Source organism: Burkholderia sp. BCC1985 (assembly GCF_905339915.1).
GTDB lineage: Bacteria > Pseudomonadota > Gammaproteobacteria > Burkholderiales > Burkholderiaceae > Burkholderia.
In genome coordinates, this window is sequence record NZ_CAJPGY010000014.1 from 37,787 (window position 1) to 58,191 (window position 20,405).

The window sequence follows — 20,405 nt, forward strand, 5'->3', positions numbered from 1 at the left end:
TCATGCCCCCTTCGCGGCGTGTTTGACCGCCGCGCGAATCCGGTTGTAGGTACCACAGCGGCAGATGTTGCCGGCCATCGCCGCGTCGATGTCGGCGTCGCTCGGGTTCGGGTTCGATGCGATCAGCGCGGTGGCCGCCATCACCTGCCCGGACTGGCAGTAGCCGCACTGGACGACGTCCAGCTCGCGCCATGCCTGCTGGACCTTCTGCCCGGCCGGCGTCGCGCCGACGACTTCGATCGTCGTGATCTTGCGGCCCGCGACGGCCGCGACCGGCAGCACGCACGCGCGAGCGGCGACGCCGTCGAGATGCACGGTGCACGCACCGCATTGCGCGATCCCGCAGCCGAATTTCGTGCCGGTCAGGCCGACGACGTCGCGCAGGACCCACAGCAGGGGCATGTCGTCGGGGGCGTCGACCGTGCGGTTCTCGCCGTTGATGTTGAGGGTGACCATTCAGCCTCCGGGGGCGGTGTATTGGGGAAGCGGCGCGAACGATGCGCCGCGCCGCGTTGTCGTTGTCATCGCCGTTGCGTCAAGCGTGACGGCTGCCGTACGGTCCCGGGCGAGAACGGGCCGTGACGGGGGGGACCGCGTCGTTACTCGGCCACGTCGATGCCCGACAGCACCTTGATGACGGGCGGCGCCGCGAACCAGTCGGCCGACTTCACGCGAAATTCCGTGAAATGCGGGCTGGCGAGGTGCGCGTCGAACGCGGCCTGGTCGTCGTAGATCTCGTACAGGTGCAGGTTCGGCGAACCGTCCTGCTCGCGGAACAGGTCGTAGCGCCGGTTGCCCGGCTCGACGCGCGTCTTGGCGACCATGCTGCGCAATTCGGCCTCGGCGGCCTGCGCGTGTTCGGGTTTCAGGAACAGGGAAGCAATCACGTGAAGCGCCATCTTTGTCACTCCTTTCGAAACGGAATCGAGCATGCCACAAGCCGGCGTCTCGCGACGCCAGCGTGCAATCGTCGTGTGTCGTCTTGCGCCGGTGTCAGGCCAGTTCGTCCGGACCCACGCGCACGACGACCTTGCCGAAATTCTTGCCGGCGAGCAAGCCGATCAGCGCGTTCGGCGCATCGGCGAGATCGGGGATGACATCCTCGAGCGCCTTCACCTTGCCCTGCGCGAGCCACTCGCTCATCTCCGTCAGGAACTGCGCGTAGCCCGTCGCGTAATGATCGAAAATGATGAAGCCCTGCATCCGGATGCGCTTGCGCAGGATCGTCCCCATCAGCAGCGGCAGGCGATCGGGGCCGGCCGGCAACGCGGTGTCGTTGTAATGGGCGATCAGCCCGCATACCGGCACGCGCGCATGCTCGTTGAGCAGCGGCCACACCGCATCGAACACGGCGCCGCCGACGTTCTCGAAATAGACGTCGATGCCCTTCGGACAGGCTTCCTTCAGCCGGGCGGCGAATTGCGGATCGCGGTGGTCGACGCAATCGTCGAAGCCGAGCGTGCCCTTCACGTACGCGACCTTGTCGGCGCCGCCCGCGACGCCGATCACGCGGCAGCCCTTCAGCTTCGCGATCTGGCCGACCACCGCACCGACCGCCCCGCTCGCGGCGGCGACGACCACGGTTTCGCCGGCCTTCGGCTCGCCGATCTTCAGCAGCCCGGTGTACGCGGTGAACCCCGGCATGCCGAGCACGCCGAGTGCATGCGACGGATGCGCGAAGTCGCGGCCGAGCGGAATGAGACCGCTGCCGTCCGACAGCGAATAGTCCTGCCAGCCACCGCGCGCGAGGACCAGGTCGCCTTCGCGATACGCGGGCAGGTTCGACGCCACGACACGGCTGACCGTGCCGCCGACCATCACGTCGCCGAGCTCGACCGGCGGCGCATATGACGGCGCGTCGCTCATCCGGCCGCGCATGTACGGGTCGAGCGACAGCCAGATCGTGCGCAGCAGCACCTGGCCGGCGCCGGGCACCGGTACGTCGCCGGTTTCGAGACGAAAGTCGTTCGGGGTGGGCGCGCCGACCGGGCGCGCGTTCAGGATGATTCTGCGGTTTGCTGCCTTGCCTTGCGGCATGGGAACCTCCGTCAACAGGAAGGGACGTGCACGGGCACGATCGGATCAACGTTGGACAACCGTGATGCGCGAGGCTGCGGCCTTGCCGGCGAATCAGCCGGCGGCCGGGCCGCCGCCTCGCGGGTAAAACAATGTGACTTCAGCGTAAGTAGACCAGTCGTCTAGCGCTCACGCAAAAAACAAGGCGCGCCTGCGCGCGCCCACATTACGACTGCACTCCGTCGGGCTCGAAGGACGGCAGGTTCAGCATCCGCCGTGTTTCGAGCATCGCGCGTTCGAGCGGTTTGCGGTCGCGGTGAATCTTCTCCAGCAGCGTCGCGCCCAGCCACAGCTCGTAAAGGATCGCGGCCGTATGCGCCGGATCGTCGACGCCGCCCAGCGAACCGTCGGCCAACCCAGCCTCGATCCCGCCCGCGAGCCGCTCGATGATCTGGCCGGTGCCGCGCCGCAGGACCGCGCGCATCGCCTCCGACAAATCGGACACTTCCGCGCCGAGCTTTACCGCGAGGCACTTGCCTTCCGGATCGTCCGCGCACTGCGTGCGCAGCCAGTTGCCCCAGTACGTCATCAGGCGCTGCGCGCCCGTGCCGGCCGGGTGCTTGAGCAGGTTGTCGAGGTGCTCGAGATAGCCTTCGAAATACGATTCGAGCAGCGCCTCGCCGAACGCCTCCTTCGAGCCGAAGTAATGGTAGAACGAGCCCTTCGGGATGCCCGCCGCGGCGAGAATCTCGTTCAGACCGACCGCCGAAAACCCCTTGTGGAGCATGATCGGCTTCGCGATATTCAGGATGTGCTGGCGAACTTCCGCGCCTGAAGATGCATTCATGATGGCGTATCTTAACAACGATTAGACCGGTCGTCTAGTAACGTCGAGCCGGCAACTTGAGCGGCACTTTACCCGAATCGCACCGCGTCGCGGACGCGTCGTCGCCGCACCGTGGCGCCCACGTCACGCGGGTTTCGGGACGCGCTTCCTCGCGACCGGTTTCGCCGCACGCAGGGTGCCGCCCGCCGGTCGACCCGGCGCCCGGCGCGCGGGGGGGCGTGACGCGCGCTCGGCGCGCAATGCGTCGAGTTCGCCGACGTACGCGGCATTGGCCGCGCGGGCCCCGTCGAGCTGGCCTTCGAGCATGCCGCAGCGGTGTTGCGTGTCGGCCAGTTGCGCCTGCAGTGCCGCGAGATCCTTGCGGTGCTGCGTATCGCGCTGTTCGGCACGAGCCGTGGCCGCGTCGAATTCCTTCTGAACGCGTGCGGCCGCGAGCCGTTCGCGGTCGATCTCCTGAAGCGCTCGCCTCTCCGCTGCACGCAAGCGTTCCTCGGCCCGGCCCGCGTCGTCGCGCAGCCGGTCGAGTTGCGACGTGAAATCGGCGCGCGCCTGCGCCAGCGCGCGATCGGCGTCCGCGTTGTCGGACTTCAGCCGCTCGATTTCCGCTTGCAGCGCGCGGCGCGATGCTTCGTCGGCCGCCCTCGCCTGCTCGAGTTCCTGGATGCGCACCTGGGCCGCCAGCAACGCGCTCGTGCGGTGCTCCAGCGCGGTTTCGGTGCGGGACAGGTCGGCTTGCAATGCCGCGACCTCCGCTTTCGCCGCGGCCCGCTCGGCTTCGACTTCGGCGCGCAGTGCATCGAGCGCTGCGGCGGCATCGGTACTCGAGCGGCGCCACAACGCGGCGACGAGTTCGCCCGCTGCCGCCTGCAGATCGGCCGGCAAATCCGGATGCTCGATGCGCACCCGGCTCTTTTCCCGCAACTCGGCCCAGAACTCGCCGAGCACCGCCGTCGGCGTGCTCATGCTGCCCTTGCGCACGAGCTGGTAAAGGCGGTTCGCGGTGGGCGTGACGCCGAAACGGAAGAACATCAACGCGCAGACCTCGCGATAGAGCTCGCGGGTCTTCGGGAAATCGGCCCTCAGGCGGTCGATTTCGGCTATCAGGCGGGATTCGTCGGCAACGAGGTCGGACATGACGGTTTGAGTCGGTGGTTTCGTTAATAATATAACGTAAACCGTTAAATATCCAATTGTCACACCTCTATTGTTTGACATTATTTCTATAATGTTGAAATGAGCGAGGCGTGTGGCGTGTGGAATCGAAGCAGATCGTTTGCACGATTTTGTAATCGCCAGACCAAAGAGCTGCCAATTACCGGTAGTGGGGAGAGATACAAAACCCTGCGACCAAACGGCTAGTACGGTGCTCGCCCGGTGGCCTCACGCGCGCTGCTTCATCAGCCCTGCCAGAAGTGTCAGTGCTTCTGTCAGATCGTCGAACGACGGGCCGCCGAGGCAAAGTCGAATTCCGCTCGCCCGATCCTCCGGGTTCACCATCATGGATTCCGGAGGGGTCACCTTGATACGCATCGCTGCTGCGACGGATGCGACGCGATTGGCAGCGTCACGCTCCATCGGCAGCCACGCGTTGTAGGCGCCGGGATGCGAGACCACTTCGCTCGCGCCGAGCAGAGAGATGGCCAGATTGGATCGACGCCGCGCCTCATGGTGCAGGTCCCGCTGGATCGAGGAGATGACGTCGGTGGCCAGCCATTCCTCAACCACTGCGCAAGAGAGCGCCGACGGCGCCATTGGCAGGTCCCGCAGCGCGTCTTCCGCTGCGTCGTTGAGTCCGGCCGGCAGCGCGAGCACGCCGATCTGCAAACCGGGGCCGAGCGATTTGGACAGCCCGTTCACATGCAAGGTGATCTCGGGCGCCAACGCCGCAAGCGGTGGCGAAGCCGGCTCTGCCGACGCATAGACGCCGTCCTCGATGATCCACGCGCCCGCCCGGCGGCAAATATCCACGATGGCCTGCCTTCGTTCCGTGCCCATCGTTGCGGTGGTCGGGTTGTGCAGCGTCGGCGTGAGATAGACCGCCTTGCTGCCGGTCGATGCGATGCCGTCGAGTGCGTCCGCCAGTGCCCCCGGCGCCATCCCCTGCGCGTCGGTCTCGACGCCCTGCATCCGATATCCGCTGCGCCGAGCCAGCGCGATCGCGCCAGGATAGGTGATCCGCTCGGTCAGAAGCAGCCCCTGCGAGCCACAGGCAAGATCGAAGGCCAACGATAGCGCCTGACGGGCGCCGCTCGTTAGCACCAGATGCGTCGGTTCCACCATCAGGCCCAGCGTTTCGAGCCAGCGAGCCAGCACACGTCGGTGCTCCATATGTCCGGCGGGCGGGGCATAGAGATTGAGATGGTCCGCATCGATCTTGCGTGCGATCCCCGTCAACGTTCGCGCCAGTAAGCGCGCGTCGAGCATGGCTGGCGGCACATTGGACGAAAGGTCGATCTGGCGATCGTGATGCGCCTGGCGGATCGCCACGAAAGTTCCTCGGCCCTTGATGCTGCGCGTCAGGCCTCGCCGTTCAAGCGAGGCATAGGCTTTCGTCACCGTGCCAAGGCCAATCCCCAGTTTCAACGCGAGATCGCGGTGAGCGGGCAGACGGTCGCCTCCCGTCAGCCGCCCCTCGATGATGTCGTCGGCCAGGGCGAGGACCAACCGCTCGGCGGTATTCGCGTCGATGTCGGCAAGTCGTGGTGACCAAGGAGATTGCAGAAGCATGTTCGCCGCCCAGATATTAGTGTCACGTGACACTATTTATGAAAGCAACAAGCGTAACATGCGCGATGTGATTGGATGAGGTCATGCATTTCTGGAGGCGCCTGATCGCCATGACAGGCGTGTGGAGAGTCGAATGTTGAGCCATGTAACTGTTGGGGCGCGTGATCTTGGGCGGGCAGGCCGTTTCTATGACGCGCTGCTCGCTCCGCTCGGACTGAAGCGTCGCGTCGTCACGTCCGATGGCGGGCCTCCGGCGCTTTGCTGGGTAACCGGTCAATCGCCGCTGCCGCGCTTCTATGTCTACATCCCGTACGACGGTGAGCCGGCGACCATCGGCAACGGCAGCATGGTCGCCTTTCTGGCCCCCTCGCAAGAAGCCGTGAACACGGCCTACGCGAACGGTCTCGAGCACGGCGGGACGGACGAAGGTGCACCCGGGTTACGCCCCCACTACGGTGACGGCTACTTCGGCGCGTATCTGCGCGACCCCGACGGGAACAAGGTCCATATCGTTCATCGCGGAGACCTCCAGCCGTAACGCTGGAGACGCCCCGCATCCTTGGAGAAACTCGAATGATCGCCAGTCAGATCGCACTCGCCTACGGCACCTATCTCATCGCCATCGCCAGCCCCGGACCGAGCAACATGGCGATCATGGGAACAGCGATGCGCGACGGCCGTCTGCCGGCCCTCGCTCTGGCTGCCGGCGTCATCACGGGCTCACTCTTCTGGGCGATTCTGGCAGCGACCGGCGTTTCCGCCGTGCTGGCGGCCTATGCCGAGGCGCTTTTCGTCATCAAGATGGTTGGGGGTGTCTATCTGCTCTACCTGGCGTTCCGCACGGGCAGATCGGCGCTGAAACCGGGCTCCGGCTTCGCGAAGATGGAACCAGGACGCTCGACACCTCGCTATCGGCGGCTCTACCGCCAGGGCATTCTCATGCATATCGGGAACCCGAAGGCGGTTCTGGCCTGGATGGCAATCATGTCCCTTGGGCTTCAGGAGCACGCCCCCGGCGGCACCTTGCCGGCGATCATCGGTGGTTGCGCGTTCCTCGGCGTCATCGTGTTCGGTGGTTATGCGGTCCTCTTCTCGACCGCTGGGATGATCGCCCTGTATAGCCGTCTCCGGCGCTGGATCGAAGGCACGCTATCCGCGGTGTTCGCCGTTGCGGGAGTCAATCTGCTTGCCTGGCAACGTTGATATCCCGGCTTGTCGGCGCCATCACGAACTGACCTGAATTGAAAGAGCGATGTCATGACCTTTGCGATCCATATGATCGATGTCTTCGGCGCCGGGCCGCTTTCGGGCAATCCGCTGGCGGTCGTCATCGGTGCCGATGCCCTGGCAACGGATGACATGCAGCGGCTGACGCGGTGGTTCAACCTGTCCGAGACCGCTTTTCTCTTGCCACCCACGCATCCTGAGGCGGACTACCGGGTCAGGATTTTCACGCTGGACAGGGAGATGCCTTTTGCCGGGCACCCGACGCTCGGCAGCTGTCATGCGTGGCTCTCGACGGGCCGCGTGCCGAAGAGCGAAGCGGAAATCGTCCAGGAATGCGGAGCCGGGCTGGTTCCGATCCGACGCAATCACGAGCGGCTTTCCTTCGCCGCCCCGCCGCTGATCCGCTCCGGCGCGCCGACACAGGATGAATTGGACCAGGCCCGGCGATTGCTGGGGATCGAATCCGGCGATGTCCTTGATGCCGCCTGGATCGACAACGGTCCCGGATGGTTCGCGCCTTCTTCAGCGACCATCTGGGCACCGTCGTCGAAGACCCGGTCACTGGAAGCCTCAATGCTTCAATGGCGCAGTGGCTGTTCGCGACAGGTGTGGTTGACGACGACTATGTCGCCGCCCAGGGAACACGCCTCGGCCGCCATGGCCGCATTCATTTGACCCGCGACGAGGCTGGTCAAATCTGGGTCGGCGGCAAGACCCGCACGCATGTCGAAGGCCGGCTCCGCGGCCTTTGAAAAGGCAAACGAGAAAGCGGCAACCGGATGTACGGGCGAGCCTCTTTTGCATGATGCGTCCATCGCGGAGCGTCACGTGCCCCGTCGACCGTTGTCGCTGGCTTGCCAGAGGAATGCGGTCGACTCCGACGGATCGACATCGGCCTCTACTTATCCCAGCGGCACCACGCTCCCGAGCAGGATCCGCACGAGCGTCGCCTGGCGCGTCACACCCGTCTTCGAGAAGATCGCGCGCAGGTGCGTGCGCGCCGTGTTCTTGCTGATCCCCGATTCCTCCGCCGCCTCCTCGAGCGTCAGCCCGTTCGTCAGCAGCAGCGCGAGCGACGTCTCGGCGGGTGTCAGGTCGAACAGCTTGCGGATGATTTCCTGCGCGCCTTGCGGCTTGCGGTCGGGGTCGCGCAGGAACAGCGTGACGGCCGGCCGGCGCTTGTTGTCCTCCGACCAGTCGGACAGCAGCACGGTGCGCACCAGCAGCCCGAGGCGCGGCTTGTCGAAGCCGCGCGTGATCGGCATCGCCTCGACGATCGCCGCGGCCGTGCCGTGGTGCCCCATCACCGCGTGGCGGATCAGCCGCTTGAGCGTGCGATTCTCCTGCGCATCGGTCGCCTCGATCGTGCCGCGCGCAATCGTCAGACCGTTGTTCTGCTTCAGGATCTCGTCGGCGACGCCGTTCATGTCGATGATCGTGCCGTTCTCGTCGAGCGTGATCGTGCCGATCTGCATCCGGTTGATCGCGTTGGCATAGATCGACCGCTCGACCTCGGCCGTGTCGAGCCGCGAATGCAGTTCGACCGCCCGCTTCAGGTGCGGCAGCAGCAGCGCGCAGATCGCCTTGTCGCGCGCGGAGAACTGCTTCGACGCATGATTGCGGCACACGCGGAACCGGCACTCGACGCCCGACGGCGTGCGCAGGTCCGCGCCGAGGATGTAGCGCACGTCCTGCGGCTTCAGGAACTGCTTGTACAGTTCGCTCGACAGCCAGCCCGTATCGCCGAACACGTCGTCGACCGTAACCACGCGATCGGCCGGCAGGCCGACGAACGGGTCGAGCGAATAGTAGTAGTTGTTGTACGACGCCTCGCCGTCCCCCGGCACGACCGGGCCGAACTCCGATGCATGCACGGACAGCGGCGCGCGACGGTCGCTCGCGGCCGCGCGCAGGATCAGCGTCACGTAGCTGGCCTGCAGCAGCCGGCGAACCATCTCGAGCGCGCCGGCCCACGGCGGCGTTTCCATCGGCCCCTGGTAGATGCGCGCCATCAGCTCGCTGAAATCAGCGACGCCGATGTCGGCCTCCTCGCTCGTTGACTGGCTCTCTTGCGGGGCCCATCTCGTCTCCATCAGCACGCTCCATCCTCCATGCAACTTGTGTTCGGTGCGATTCATCCGCGCCGCCATGATTAAGACGTGTCTTAATTCCGGCGTCATCGGGACATTCACTGAATGGTGAGCTTTGGCCATCCGGACGCGCGAACCATCGTCCAATCGGATGATGTGGCGCCCTGCCCGCTGCGCTGGAATGCCCGTCAGGCCGTGCCGGCAAGCATCCGGCGCGGGCTCAGGGAAAACCGCGATGCGGGTTTACCTGATTCAGACCGCATCCGATTCAGACAGGAGTTCCAATGCCGCTCGACCCTCAGGCGCAGGCGCTGCTCGCCGCGCTCGCCCAAGTGCCCGCGATCGATTTCGATCGACTGACCGTGCCCGCGTACCGTGCGAGCCTCGCCGGAGGCAGCGCGTTCGCGCCCGGCGACGCGATTGCCGCCGAAGAGGACTGGCAGATCCCGGCGCCGGGTCGTCAGTTATCCGCACGACTGTATCGGCCCGATGCCGACGGGCCGTTGCCGCTGACCGTGTTTTTCCACGGTGGCGGCTTCGTCGCGTGCGGGATCGATTCGCACGCGAACCTGTGCCGCAGTCTTGCCAGGCGGGCGCGCACGCTCGTGCTGTCGGTCGATTACCGGCTCGCGCCCGAAGCGCGCTTCCCGGCAGCCGCGCAGGACGCTTGCGACGCGGTGCGCTGGGCCGCCGCCGGTGCGCGCGATCTCGGCGCGCGCGCCGGGGCGATCGCCGTGGCCGGCGACAGCGCGGGCGGCAACCTGGCCGCGGTCGCCGCGCTGCAGTTGCGCGGCTCGGGCATCGCGATCGCGCACCAGTTGCTGCTGTATCCGGTCGTCGATTGCGCGACCGAGCATCCGTCGTACGAATCGCTCGGCGAAGGCTATTTCCTGACGGCGGACGCGATGCGCTGGTTCAAGCGCCAGTATTTCGACGACGGCGCCGACCGTGCATCGCCGCTCGCGAGCCCGCTCTCCGTGGCGGACCTGTCGGGCGCGGCGCCGGCCACCATCGTCAGCGCGGAATTCGATCCGTTGCGCGACGAGGCCGAAGCGTACGCACTGCGTCTCGCGCAGGCCGGCACGCCGGTCTCGCTCGTGCGCTGGCCGGGCCAGCTGCACGGCTTCGCGAGCATGCTCGGCGCAGTCGACGCGGCCGATCGCGCGCTGACCTTCGGCGCCGACGCGCTGCGCCGCGCCTTCGACGCGACGGAGGCGCAATGACGCTCGCCAGCACGCCGGAAATCGTCGACGAGCTGCGTGCGGGACGGATGGTCCTGCTCGTCGACGAGGAGGACCGCGAAAACGAAGGCGACCTCGTGATCGCGGCCGATCACGTGACGCCCGACGCGATCAACTTCATGGCGCGCTTCGGGCGCGGGCTGATCTGCCTGACGCTGACCGCGGAGCGCTGCGAGCAACTGCGTCTGCCGCCGATGGCCGATCGCAACGGCACGCCGTTCGGCACCGCGTTCACTGTGAGCATCGAGGCGGCCGAGGGCGTGACGACCGGCATTTCGGCAGCCGATCGCGCCCGGACGATCCGCGCGGCGGTGCGCGCGGGCGCGCGTCCCGACGATCTCGTGCAGCCCGGCCACGTGTTTCCGATCGCCGCGCGCCCGGGCGGCGTGCTGGTGCGCGCGGGACACACGGAGGCCGGCTGCGATCTCGCGGCGCTCGCCGGGCTCACGCCCGCGTCGGTGATCTGCGAGGTGATGAACGACGACGGCACGATGGCGCGGCTGCCCGAGCTGCGGACGTTCGCCGCGCATCACGGGCTGAAGATCGGCACGATCGCGGACCTGATCCATTACCGCCGCGAGCACGAATCGCTCGTCGAGCGTGTCGGCGAACGGCCGCTGCATACGCCGTGGGGCCGGTTCCGCGCGATCGAGTATCGCGACACCGTGCACGGTGCGCCGCATCTTGCGCTGGTGCGCGGCGAGCCCGATCCGTCGACACCCGTGCTGACGCGCGTGCATGAATGCCATTCGCTGCTCGACCTGCTCGACGCGGAACCGTCCGCGCATTCGTGGCCGCTGCACGCGGCGCTGCAACGGATCGACGCGGCCGGTTCCGGCGTCGCGGTGCTGCTCGACTGCGACATGCGCGGCGACGCGATGCGAACGCCGGCCGGCCATGCACGCCGCGACGGCCGCGTGACCGGAATCGGCTCGCAGATCCTGCGTGACCTCGGCGTGCGGCGGCTGAATGTGCTGTCGAGTCCGTTCCGGCTGCCGGCGCTGTCGGGGCACGACCTGGAAATCATGGCGTTCATCCCGCTCGGCGACGACGATCCGGAAAGCGCGCGCTCCGCCGATGCGAGCCCGCTGCGGGCGGCGTGATGATGCCGGGCTGACGGGCGCGTGCCGCGCGTCCTGGCACCGCCCCACGGGTTTCCGCTTGACAGGCTATCGTTTGTTTTTATGAAATACAGTCTCGGGTTTGTATTTTGACGATACATACCATAGACTGTATTTTCCGATTACAAACGATCGCCTGTCATTGCGCGGAGAGCCCATGGCATTCCCTGTCCAGACCTTGAGCCAGTTGCGCCCGATCCTCGTCGGCTTCCGGAAGTCGGCGGGGTTCACGCAGGCGCAGCTCGCTGCCCGCCTCGGCGTGACGCAACAGTCGTACGCGCAGCTCGAAGCCAATCCGTCCGCGGTCAGTATCGAACGTCTTTTCAAGGTGCTGAACGTGCTCGGCGTTCGCCTGGCGCTCGAGCCGGGCACGCCGGACGACGCAGCGGCGCCCGCTGGCACCGCGCCGGCGCCCAAGCGCACGCCGGCCGCGCGCGGTCGCTCGCCCGGTTCGCCCGGTTCGTCCGAGCTGCCGGCTCGCCCGCCGGCCGCTGCGAAGGCCCCATCCGCCGCCACGCGGAAACGGCCCGCCGCCGCCACGCCCGGCAAGCCTCGGGGCACCACAAGGGAGGACTGGTGACGATGGCCCGCCGCCTCCGCCACGACCGCCTCGACCTGTGGATGAACGGCATCCCGGTCGGCTACTGGGAAGTCCGGCGCGGCGTCGAGCGCCTCGTCTACCTGCCGGCGTGGGTCGACGATCCGCAAGGCCGTCCGCTGTCGCTGTCGCTGCCGTTCACGCCGGGCAACCAGCCGCACCAGGGCGCGATCGTCGCCGACTACTTCGACAACCTGCTACCGGACAGCCAGCCGATCCGCCGCCGCATCGCGCAGCGCTACCGGCTCGGGTCGACGGCGCCGTTCGAACTGCTCGCGTCGATCGGCCGCGATTGCGTCGGGGCGCTGCAGTTGTTACCCCCCGACGAAGCACCGGTCGACCTCGAATCGATCGACGGCACCGCGCTCGACGATGCGGCCGTGGCCGACGTGCTGCGCCACGCGACCGCCGCGCCGCTGCCCGGCCACGCGGAGCCGGACGGCGAGCTGCGCCTGTCGATCGCCGGCGCGCAGGAAAAGACCGCGCTATTGCGCGACGGCAATCGCTGGCTGCTGCCGGCCGGCAGCACGCCGACCACGCATATCTTCAAGCTGCCGCTGGGGCGCGTCGGGAACATGCAGGCCGACATGCGCACGTCGGTCGAGAACGAATGGCTGTGTTCGAAGATCGTCGCCGCGTACGGCCTGCCGGTCGCCGCGTGCGACATCGGCCGGTTCGACGACCAGAAGGCGCTGATCGTCGAGCGTTTCGACCGCCGTCCGTCCCGCGACGGCACCTGGATCCTGCGGCTGCCGCAGGAGGACATGTGCCAGGCGACCGGCACGCCGTCGGGCGCCAAATACGAATCCGACGGCGGCCCCGGCATCGCGACGATCATGGGCATCCTCGCGAATTCCGCGGAGGCCGCGCGGGACCGGACGAACTTCTTCGTCACGCAGCTCGTGTTCTGGGTGCTCGCGGCCATCGACGGCCACGCGAAGAATTTCAGCATCGCGCACCTGCCGGGCAACACGTATCGCAGCACGCCGCTGTACGACGTGCTGTCCGCGCATCCGATCATCGGCACGCGCCGCAACCAGCTGCCGCCGCGGCGCGCCCGGCTCGCGATGGCCGTGTGCGGGAAGAATCGCCATTACGTGATCGGCGACATCCAGCCGCGTCACTGGATCGCGCAAGGCGCGCGTGTCGGTCTGACCGAAGACGCCGTACGCGCGGCCATGGCCGATGTGGCGGCACGCACCGAACCGGTAATCGCCGGCGTCGCGTCGCGCATTCCGGCGGATTTCCCGTCAGACGTGGCCGATGCGATCTTCGACGGGATGCGCCGCCAGGCGCGCAAGCTGGGCGCGGCCGACTAGGCGGTGCGGGCGCCCGGGCGGTGGGCGGTGGGCGGTGGGCGGCGGATCATCCACGTGGACGATGCGATCCGGCGTCGGCTCCGCACAATGGTCGCCATCCCCATTCCGACGCACGCCCGACATGGAACCTGCCGCCCTCGATACTGCGTTCAGCCCGCTGCAGATCGGCCCGCTGACGCTGCGCAACCGCCTGATCAAATCCGCGACCAACGAAGGGATGACGCCGAACGGCGTGCCGTCGCGTGCGCTCGTCGGGTTTCATGAACGCATCGCCGCGGGCGGCGCCGCGCTGACGACGGTCGCGTACTGCGCGGTCAGCGACGACGGCCGCACGTTCGTCGACCAGGCGCGACTCGATGCGCCCACGGTCCGGCAATTCCGCGCGCTGACCGACGCGGTGCATCGCCACGGCGCGGCGGCGTCCGCGCAGATCACCCACGGCGGCTGCTTCACGTTCCTGCCTTCGCTGTCGACGAAACGTCCGTTGAGTGCGTCGGGCGGGTTCAACAAGGTCGGCGTGATGAGCGGCCGCTTCCTGAAGCAGGCGATGACGCGCGACCAGATGACCGTCATCGCCGACGAATTCGCACGCGCGGCGCGCCACGCGCGCGACGCGGGCTTCGACGCGGTCGAGATCCATATGGGTCACGGTTATCTGCTGAGCCAGTTCCTGTCGCCGCTGTACAACCGCCGCCGCGACGCATACGGCGGCGATGCGGCGCGGCGCGCGACGTTCCCCGTCGAGGTGCTGCGCCGCGTGCTCGATGCGGTCGGCCACGATCTCGCCGTGGTCTGCAAGATCGGCGTGACCGAAGGCGTGCGTGGCGGCGGAACGCCCGACGACGCATCCGAGATCGCACGGCGGCTCGAGGCCGAGGGCGCGCACTTGCTGGTGCTGAGCGGCGGGATGAACGTCGAGTCGGTGTGGCAGCTGTTCGGCAGTCCGCTGCCCGGCGAGGCGCGCGCGAACGCCGACAACGCGATCGTGCGCACCGCGATGGCGCTGCAGAAGCTCACCGAGCCGAAGATGGGCGCGTTTCGGGAGATGTATTTCCTCGAGCATTCGCGGCAGGTGCGAGCGGCCGTCCGGATGCCGCTCGCCTATCTCGGCGGCGTGCGCTCGCGCGAGAACGTCGCGCTGGCGATGCGCGAAGGATTCGACGCGGTGGCGCTCGCCCGCGCGCTCGTGTTCGAGCCGGGTTTCGTGAACGAACTGCGCGACGGCCGCATCGCGCAATCGGGCTGCACGTCATGCAATCGCTGCGTCGTGTCGATGTACACGCCGGGCGGTACCGCATGCGCGCTCAAGGCGCCGAACGATCCGGCGCCGAACCGTGTGCCGGCCGCGGGCGTGTGAGGTTACGCGGTCGCTGATTCCGCAGTCGCACTCGCGGCCGTGGCCACTACGCGACCACGCCCTCTGTCGCTCACCCGGCGTCGCGGGCGCGGGCCAGCGCCGCGAGGTTCCCTTCCCCGAATCCGTGGTGCCCCTGCCGCTGTACGATCTCGAAGAAGATCTCGCCGGGCCGGCGCTTGACGAAGGTCTGGAAGAACAGGCGCGGCACGCCGTCGCTGCCGATTTCGCCGTCGACCAGCACCGCGCGGCGGCGCAGCGCGTCGAGATCGACGCCGTGCCCCGGCAGCCGCACATCGACTTCGTCGTAATAGCGCGCCGGCGGTTCGATGAATTCGACGCCGTTCGCGCGCAGCGCATCGACGCTCGCCAGGATGTCGTCGGTCGCCAGCGCAACGTGCTGGACGCCTTCGCCCGGATGGTCCGGCAAATACGCGTGCATCAGCTCGGTGCGGCGCGTGCCTTCCTCGTAGACCGGAATCCGCACCGCGCCGCACGGCGACACCATCACGCGCGACTCTTCCGACACATGCCAGTGCGCGTCGATTTCATGGATTTCGCGGAAGTGCAGCAGGTCGTGATAGAAGTCGAGCCACTCGCGCATGCGCCCCGCGCCGACCGTCTGCGTGAAATGGTCGACCTGCTGCAGGCCCGTGCCCGCGCAATCGAGATCGGTATGCGCGGTCGCGATGTCGATCGGCCGGAAATCGATGTCGAAGATCGAGATGTCGCCGACGCCGCCGCGCTGGCCGTCGCGCCCACGCCAGCGGTCGACGAAATAAAGGTGCGAATCGCCGATCCCCTGGATCGCCGGAATCTTCAGCTCGCCGACCCCGATCCGCTCGCCCTCGAACGCCCACGCGCCGAGCTCGATCGCACGCTCGAACGCGCGCCGTGCGCTGGCCACGCGCAGCCCGATCGCGCACACGCCCATCCCGTATTCCTCTGCATAGCGCGCAGCGAACGAATCGGGCTCGGCGTTGATCAGGAACTGCATCTGCCCTTGCCGGTACAGCGTGACGTTCTTGCTGACATGGCGCGCGATCGCCTTGAATCCGAGCTGCTCGAAGCGTTGCGCGAGCGCGTCCGGCACCGGCGCCGCGAACTCGACGAATTCGAGTCCGGCCATCCCGAGCGGATTGGCGGCCGGATCGGCAACGGGCGGCGTATCGCTGGACAGGGGGTGGGAATTGCCGGGCATTACAGTCTCCGGGGGTATGCGGTCGATGGGGATGACGCCCGGCGCGTGCGGCATGCCCGGCCGATGGGGTGGCCGGGTGTCCGCCCGATTCGGGCAAGGTTTTGATGGTCCCGATTTTAACCAGATCGTTCACGCCGGCACACCCTGGCCGAACGGGATACGAATGCCTCGCCTAGTGCAAACCCGGGATCCGTTCGATAATCGCACATAAAAGAGCGATAATCGCGCATTTTGTCCGATCGGCCAATTGCCGTCGCGCGGCGCGCGCCCTATTCTCCGTCCACCCATCGACTTCAATGCAGCATCGGACGCGGCGCCGCCACGATTCCACGATGCGCCATGCCAGGAGACTTCGCCATGACCCCAACCTTCGACACCCTCGACGCCGCCGCCGGCGCCCGCGCGCGCAGCCAGGCCCGCAAGGCCGCGATCGGCAGCTTCGTCGGTGCCGTCGTCGACTGGTACGACTTCCTGCTGTACGGGATCGTCGCCGCACTCGTCTTCAATTCCGAATTCTTTCCGAAGGTCAGCCCGACCATGGGCACGCTCGCGGCGTTCGCGACCTTCGGCGTCGGCTTCCTGTTCCGGCCGCTCGGCGGCGTCGTGTTCGGCCATTACGGCGACCGGCTCGGCCGCAAGCGGATGCTCGTGCTGACCGTGATGCTGATGGGGCTGTCGACCGTCGCGATCGGCCTGCTGCCGAGCTTCGCGACGATCGGCTGGTGGGCGCCCGTGCTGCTGGTGCTGATGCGTGCGATCCAGGGCTTCGCGGTCGGTGGCGAATGGGGCGGCGCAGCGCTGATGGCCGTCGAGAGCGCACCGAAGCAGAAAAAGGCGTTCTACAGCAGCGGCGTGCAGGTCGGCTACGGCGTCGGGCTCGTGCTGGCCACGGGGATCGTGTCGATCCTGAGCCATACGCTCGGCGAGGCCGCGTTCAAGTCGTGGGGCTGGCGCCTGCCGTTCGTGTTCAGCATCGTGCTGGTGCTGATCGGGCTGTGGGTCCGCAAGAGCATGGACGAGTCGCAGGAATTCGTCGAGAAGGTCGAGCACGGCAATCGCAAGCTGCGCCTGCCGGTGCTGGAGGCGCTGACGCGCCATCCGAAGGCTTTCCTGCTGATCGTCGCGCTGCGGCTCGCCGAACTGTTCACGATGTATATCGTCACCGCGTTCGCGCTCAGCTATTCGACGTCGAACCTCGGCATGTCGCGCGATCTGTTCCTGAACATCGGCCTGCTGGTCGGCGCGGTCAGCTGCTTGACGATCCCGTGCTTCGCATGGCTGGCGGATCGCTTCGGCCTGCGCCGCATCTACCTGATCGGCGCGCTGATCGGCCTCGCGTCGGCGGTGCCGTTCTTCGTCGCGCTGGAATCGCGCTCGATCGCGTGGATCGTGGTCTTCTCGATCCTGCTGGCCAATGCCGCGCACGACATGATCGTGAGCGTCCAGCAACCGCTCTTCACCGAGTTGTTCGGTGCGGAATACCGCTACAGCGGCGCGGGCGTCGGTTATCAGTTCGCGAGCGTCGTCGGCGGCGGGTTCACGCCGTTCATCGCGGTGGCGCTGGTCAGCCTGGCCGGCGGTTCGTGGCACCTGGTCGCCGGCTATCTCGCGGTGGGTTGCCTGATCTCGCTGGTGGTCGCCGCGCGGATGCGGGCGGCGGAGTGAGGACGCGCCCATGACCGGTGAGCGACGCCGGTCACGGGCGAACGAGGCGCGGCAATCGTTCGTAAAGGCGCTCGACGAGGAGCCGGGCGTTCTCACCGAAATGCAATGCACGGTGGCAATTCGGACAAACAGCCACCGTGTTCGACACGAGGTCGGGGCCCCGCTCCGCCAGTTTGCGGACGTGGTGTACTTCCAAGTAAGGCAATCCGTCCGCCCCCTTGAATGGGGCCGGTTCGCCACAGCATTCGCAGGTCCCGTTCGCTTGCGTTAGCACCCAAGCCTTCACCAACGGATCGCGGCGGATTTGAGTCACCGTCGAGCTAGTCGTCCCGGGGTTCGGATTGCCCGGCGGCGGCGCGAGCGGCGTTTTTTTCAGCGCGTCGCGCACGTCGAGTTCGAATTTCACGGTCGGGGCAGCCGACCGCTTCTCCCATTCGTTGATGAACTGCTCGATCAGCACGCCGTTCGCCCCGACGTTTTTAGCGGGTTTGAGTCCGGACAGCCACTCTCGGCCCATCAACGCCAGCACATACGAAATGTTCTGCATCCGGTACTCGAACGCCTTCGCGGTGCGATTGAATCGACCAGCCAACCCGTCGTAGACCGCCTTCTTGACGTATGGCTGCCTCCCGCGCTCACTCTCGAGCATTTTGAGATATTCCTCTACCGACGCTCGAAGTTCATCGCGCGTCCAAGGCCGCCCGTCAGCATTCTCCGGAGCCTCTTCAGCAAATGGGGATTGAGGGGATGATGTCGACATGGATGGAATCATTCGAAAATCCGGCCTCGATTTTACGAGATAAGGATCCGTCCCAATCCGGGCATTCGCGGCTGCCCCCCTTTTTGTCCTTACACTGCGATCGATCCGCGTCCGTGTCGGCCGCCCTCGCCCAACGTCAAACACGGTCAATCCCGCGCGCAGAAGCCCTTTTTCCCCTCTGAACATTCCACGTCACCCGCCGACCAATGGCATCATATGGGCCTACGTCAGTCACAGATACGCCCCCATATCATGTCGAATCTCATCGTCCACGGCGGCACTCCGCTGCGCGGGGACATCAAGCCGTCCGCGAACAAGAACGCCGTCCTGCCGATCCTGTGCGCCACCCTGTTGACCGATCAGCCGCTGCGCCTCGTCGGCGTACCGGACATCACCGACGTGCGCAAGATCCTCGACATCTTCCGCACGCTCGGCAGCGACGTGTCGGTCGACTTCACGACCGGCATTCTCGAACTCCACCATCGCAACACGACGTTCGACCCGGCCGTTCACCGCCTGCCCGAGGCGATGCGCTCGTCGATCATGCTGATTCCGCCGCTGCTCGCGCGCTTCGGCGTCGCGCGCCTCGAGAACGACGTGAAGGGTTGCACGCTCGGCGTGCGTGAAATCGATCCGCACGTCGAAGTGTTCGAGCGCTTCGGCGCGCACATCCAGCGCACGCCCGATTCGCTGATCGTCCGTGCCGACGGCCCGCTGACGGCCAACGATCACTGGCTCGACTACGCATCGGTGACGACCACCGAAAACTTCGCGCTGTGCGCGACGGCCGCCGGCGGCACCTCCACGCTGATGAATGCGGCGTCCGAGCCGCACGTGCAGGAGTTCTGCCAGTTCCTCGCGATGATCGGCGTCGCGATCGAAGGCATCGGCACGTCGCGCCTGTGCGTGACGGGCGGCGGCAAGCTCGGCGGCGGCGAATTCCGCTTCGCCGAGGATTTCCACGAAATCGCGACGTTCCTCGCACTGGGCGCGATCACCGGCGGCGACATCACGGTGCGCAACTCGTCGCCAGAGCATTTCCCGCTGATCGACCGCACGTTCGCGAAGTTCGGCGTGACCGTCACGCACCGCGACGGCTGGTCCCGTGCGGAACGCGACGGCCCGCTGCGCGTACGCCGGCCGTTCACGCAGAACATCCTGACCAAGGTCGAAGCCGCGCCTTGGCCGTACCTGCCGGTCGACCTGCTGCCGATCTTCATCGCGCTCGGCGTGCGCGCAGAAGGCAGCGCGATGTTCTGGAACAAGGTCTACGACGGCGCGCTCGGCTGGTCCGGCGAACTGTCGAAATTCGGCGCGCACGTGCTGCTGTCCGATCCGCACCGGCTGATCACGTTCGGCGGCCTGCAGCTGACGCCGGCGCGCGTCGAGAGCCCGTACATCATCCGTGTCGCGATCGCGCTGCTGATGGTGGCCGCGAGCATCGAAGGCCGCTCGGAAATCATGAACGCGCTGCCGATCCGCCGCGCGCACCCGCATTTCGTCGAAAACCTGCGTTCGGTCGGTGCGAACGTCGAGTGGACGAGCAGCGAGTAACGTCGACCCGGATGCGGCGCGTGTAACGTTCGCGCCGCATCCTCAGGCAAACGGATTTCGCAACTCCGGACCGCCCTCCACGCTCAAGCCGTCGTGCATGTCCTCGGTGTACAGGTATTCGCAACCCTCGATCGACGCAGCTGCCACGATGCACGCGTCGTAGAAGGACAAGCGATGCCGCTCCGCCAGCCTTCGAGCGAGGTCGTGCGTATCGACCGTGATCGGCACGACATGGCACAAACTCCTGATCGGCTCCAGAAACTGCCCAACCTCGCGCCAGGGCATCCGCAATTTGCGGCTGCAAACGCTGGCGACTTCGTTCAGTACCTGAACGCTGATGGTCGGCCGCCGAAGGAATAGCGCCTCCGCACGATTTGCCCTGGTTTCGTCCTCGGACAACAGATAAAGCACGACATTGCTGTCGACGAACGATTTCGCCGACTCAATCCCGCTCATTCGCGTCGTCCCGGCTGAACTTGAAGTCGGCGGGCAGCTTGCCCCTGAAACGCCTCAATCGCTGCAGAAGCTCGTCCGGCCTCGGCTTGCGACGCACGGCGAAAACGCGCGGACTGTCGACGACGATTTCGATATCGTCCCCCTCGCGAAGCTCCAGTGCGTCGACCACACTGGCCGGAAGGCGGACCGCCAGGCTATTGCCCCACTTTGCAACCTGCATACGAACCTC

At 66.7% G+C, this 20,405-nt stretch carries 20 protein-coding genes and 1 pseudogene; 10 read left to right on the forward strand and 11 right to left on the reverse strand.

Annotation, left to right across the window (positions count from 1 at the left end):
- The 6 genes from U4Z31_RS16275 to U4Z31_RS16300 all read right to left on the reverse strand — a co-directional run bounded on the left by U4Z31_RS16275 (position 1) and on the right by U4Z31_RS16300 (position 5,590).
- The gene (locus tag U4Z31_RS16275; RefSeq protein WP_321810828.1) at positions 1-456 is read right to left on the reverse strand and encodes a (2Fe-2S)-binding protein; all 456 of its coding nucleotides are present in this window, start codon (positions 454-456) and stop codon (positions 1-3) included.
- Positions 457-599: 143 nt separating this feature from the next.
- On the reverse strand, positions 600-899 hold the full coding sequence (locus U4Z31_RS16280; RefSeq protein ID WP_044843118.1) for a putative quinol monooxygenase: 300 nt from the start codon (positions 897-899) through the stop codon (positions 600-602).
- Positions 900-993: 94 nt separating this feature from the next.
- Positions 994-2,037, reverse strand: coding sequence for an NADP-dependent oxidoreductase (locus U4Z31_RS16285; protein ID WP_321810829.1), 1,044 nt, complete (start codon positions 2,035-2,037; stop codon positions 994-996).
- A gap of 205 nt (positions 2,038-2,242) precedes the next feature.
- Positions 2,243-2,863, reverse strand: coding sequence for a TetR/AcrR family transcriptional regulator (locus U4Z31_RS16290; protein ID WP_044843116.1), 621 nt, complete (start codon positions 2,861-2,863; stop codon positions 2,243-2,245).
- A 123-nt stretch (positions 2,864-2,986) separates the two neighbouring features.
- Entirely contained in the window at positions 2,987-3,997 is a 1,011-nt protein-coding gene (locus U4Z31_RS16295; protein WP_044843115.1) for a DNA-binding protein, read from the reverse strand.
- 246 nt (positions 3,998-4,243) lie between these two features.
- Positions 4,244-5,590 carry a PLP-dependent aminotransferase family protein gene (locus U4Z31_RS16300; protein WP_124484830.1) on the reverse strand — a complete coding sequence of 449 codons (1,347 nt, stop codon included), beginning with the start codon at positions 5,588-5,590 and terminating at the stop codon, positions 4,244-4,246.
- Between the two features lie 133 nt (positions 5,591-5,723).
- Between U4Z31_RS16300 and U4Z31_RS16305 the strand changes: the two genes are divergently transcribed.
- From U4Z31_RS16305 to U4Z31_RS16315, 3 genes and pseudogenes are all read left to right on the forward strand, one after another.
- A complete protein-coding gene (locus tag U4Z31_RS16305; protein WP_321810830.1) occupies positions 5,724-6,128 on the forward strand; it encodes a VOC family protein in 405 nt (134 codons plus the stop codon).
- A 35-nt stretch (positions 6,129-6,163) separates the two neighbouring features.
- Positions 6,164-6,793, forward strand: coding sequence for a LysE family translocator (locus tag U4Z31_RS16310; protein WP_321810831.1), 630 nt, complete (start codon positions 6,164-6,166; stop codon positions 6,791-6,793).
- A gap of 54 nt (positions 6,794-6,847) precedes the next feature.
- A pseudogene (locus U4Z31_RS16315) lies at positions 6,848-7,569 on the forward strand (PhzF family phenazine biosynthesis protein).
- A 150-nt stretch (positions 7,570-7,719) separates the two neighbouring features.
- Here the strand turns inward: U4Z31_RS16315 and U4Z31_RS16320 are convergent.
- Positions 7,720-8,910 (reverse strand): helix-turn-helix transcriptional regulator, encoded by a 1,191-nt coding sequence (locus U4Z31_RS16320; protein ID WP_044843154.1) that lies wholly within the window; start codon positions 8,908-8,910, stop codon positions 7,720-7,722.
- A gap of 281 nt (positions 8,911-9,191) precedes the next feature.
- On the opposite strand from U4Z31_RS16320, the gene U4Z31_RS16325 reads away from it, so the two are divergent.
- The 5 genes from U4Z31_RS16325 to U4Z31_RS16345 all read left to right on the forward strand — a co-directional run bounded on the left by U4Z31_RS16325 (position 9,192) and on the right by U4Z31_RS16345 (position 14,543).
- Positions 9,192-10,130 (forward strand): alpha/beta hydrolase, encoded by a 939-nt coding sequence (locus U4Z31_RS16325; protein ID WP_321810832.1) that lies wholly within the window; start codon positions 9,192-9,194, stop codon positions 10,128-10,130.
- Complete coding sequence (ribBA, locus tag U4Z31_RS16330) at positions 10,127-11,251, forward strand: bifunctional 3,4-dihydroxy-2-butanone-4-phosphate synthase/GTP cyclohydrolase II (RefSeq protein WP_321810833.1); 1,125 nt, start codon at positions 10,127-10,129, stop codon at positions 11,249-11,251. The genes U4Z31_RS16325 and ribBA overlap by 4 nt, the downstream gene beginning before the upstream one ends.
- Positions 11,252-11,426: 175 nt before the next feature.
- Positions 11,427-11,849: a helix-turn-helix transcriptional regulator gene (locus U4Z31_RS16335; protein WP_321810834.1), complete on the forward strand. Its 423-nt coding sequence runs from the start codon at positions 11,427-11,429 to the stop codon at positions 11,847-11,849.
- Between the two features lie 2 nt (positions 11,850-11,851).
- Positions 11,852-13,186 (forward strand): type II toxin-antitoxin system HipA family toxin, encoded by a 1,335-nt coding sequence (locus tag U4Z31_RS16340; RefSeq protein WP_321810835.1) that lies wholly within the window; start codon positions 11,852-11,854, stop codon positions 13,184-13,186.
- Between the two features lie 121 nt (positions 13,187-13,307).
- Entirely contained in the window at positions 13,308-14,543 is a 1,236-nt protein-coding gene (locus tag U4Z31_RS16345) for an NADH:flavin oxidoreductase (RefSeq protein ID WP_321810836.1), read from the forward strand.
- Between the two features lie 70 nt (positions 14,544-14,613).
- On the opposite strand, the gene U4Z31_RS16350 is transcribed toward U4Z31_RS16345, so the two are convergent.
- Entirely contained in the window at positions 14,614-15,741 is a 1,128-nt protein-coding gene (locus U4Z31_RS16350; protein WP_321810837.1) for a 4-hydroxyphenylpyruvate dioxygenase family protein, read from the reverse strand.
- Positions 15,742-16,098: 357 nt separating this feature from the next.
- Between U4Z31_RS16350 and shiA the strand changes: the two genes are divergently transcribed.
- Positions 16,099-17,406, forward strand: a complete 1,308-nt coding sequence (gene shiA, locus U4Z31_RS16355; RefSeq protein WP_321795535.1) for a shikimate transporter — start codon at positions 16,099-16,101, stop codon at positions 17,404-17,406.
- A gap of 31 nt (positions 17,407-17,437) precedes the next feature.
- On the opposite strand, the gene U4Z31_RS16360 is transcribed toward shiA, so the two are convergent.
- Positions 17,438-18,178, reverse strand: coding sequence for an HNH endonuclease (locus U4Z31_RS16360; RefSeq protein ID WP_321810838.1), 741 nt, complete (start codon positions 18,176-18,178; stop codon positions 17,438-17,440).
- A 240-nt stretch (positions 18,179-18,418) separates the two neighbouring features.
- On the opposite strand from U4Z31_RS16360, the gene U4Z31_RS16365 reads away from it, so the two are divergent.
- Entirely contained in the window at positions 18,419-19,720 is a 1,302-nt protein-coding gene (locus U4Z31_RS16365; RefSeq protein ID WP_044843107.1) for a UDP-N-acetylglucosamine 1-carboxyvinyltransferase, read from the forward strand.
- Positions 19,721-19,762: 42 nt separating this feature from the next.
- Here the strand turns inward: U4Z31_RS16365 and U4Z31_RS16370 are convergent, their stop codons facing one another.
- Positions 19,763-20,176 (reverse strand): PIN domain-containing protein, encoded by a 414-nt coding sequence (locus U4Z31_RS16370; protein WP_044843106.1) that lies wholly within the window; start codon positions 20,174-20,176, stop codon positions 19,763-19,765.
- Positions 20,163-20,396, reverse strand: a complete 234-nt coding sequence (locus tag U4Z31_RS16375) for an AbrB/MazE/SpoVT family DNA-binding domain-containing protein (RefSeq protein WP_044843105.1) — start codon at positions 20,394-20,396, stop codon at positions 20,163-20,165. The genes U4Z31_RS16370 and U4Z31_RS16375 overlap by 14 nt, the downstream gene beginning before the upstream one ends.
- Between the last annotated feature and the right edge of the window lie 9 nt (positions 20,397-20,405).